This window comes from Burkholderia reimsis, from assembly GCF_003294055.1.
GTDB classification, from domain to species: domain Bacteria; phylum Pseudomonadota; class Gammaproteobacteria; order Burkholderiales; family Burkholderiaceae; genus Burkholderia; species Burkholderia cepacia.
In genome coordinates this window covers 1-498 of sequence record NZ_QMFZ01000144.1, presented here as the reverse complement: position 1 = coordinate 498, position 498 = coordinate 1, and the positions used below count along the sequence as shown (strand labels likewise).

Sequence of the window (498 nt, the reverse complement as noted above, 5' to 3'; positions counted from 1 at the left end):
CGAGCACGCACACGCCGATCTCGGTGCCTTTCTCGGCGGCCAGCTGCTTGAGCCGGATCGCCGCCGACAGCCCGGCGGGGCCGCCGCCGACGATCACGACGTCGTATTCCATCGATTCGCGCGGGCCGTACTGCGCGAGCAAGTCCTGTGTGGTCAAAATCCTGTCTCCTCCTGCGTCCCGACCGTCAGCCGGTCAGAACTGATCTTCCGTCAACGCGAGCACGCCCTCGTTGCCCTTCGTGCCGACGATCGACGCTTCGAGCGCGCCTGCCTGCACCAGCACCTGCTCCGCATAGAGCTGCGCGATCGCGATCTTCGCGTCGAAGAACGCCGGGTCGCTCGCGCGGTTCGCCTGCGCGGCCACCAGCGCACGCGCCATCTGCCATCCGCACAGCACCACGCCCGCCAGCTTCAGGTACGGCACGCTGCCCGCGAACACCGCGTTCGGGTCCTGCTTCGCGTTCGCCAGCACGTAATCCACCACCGACGACAGCGCCT

General features: G+C 68.1%; 2 protein-coding genes. Both read right to left on the bottom strand.

What is annotated here, in order from left to right:
- Positions 1-157: FAD-dependent oxidoreductase (locus DPV79_RS41665; RefSeq protein ID WP_113048188.1), on the bottom strand; the 157-nt coding region annotated here is incomplete at its 3' end.
- Between the two features lie 36 nt (positions 158-193).
- The coding region (locus tag DPV79_RS41660) for an acyl-CoA dehydrogenase C-terminal domain-containing protein (RefSeq protein ID WP_208866705.1) at positions 194-498 on the bottom strand (305 nt) is incomplete at its 5' end.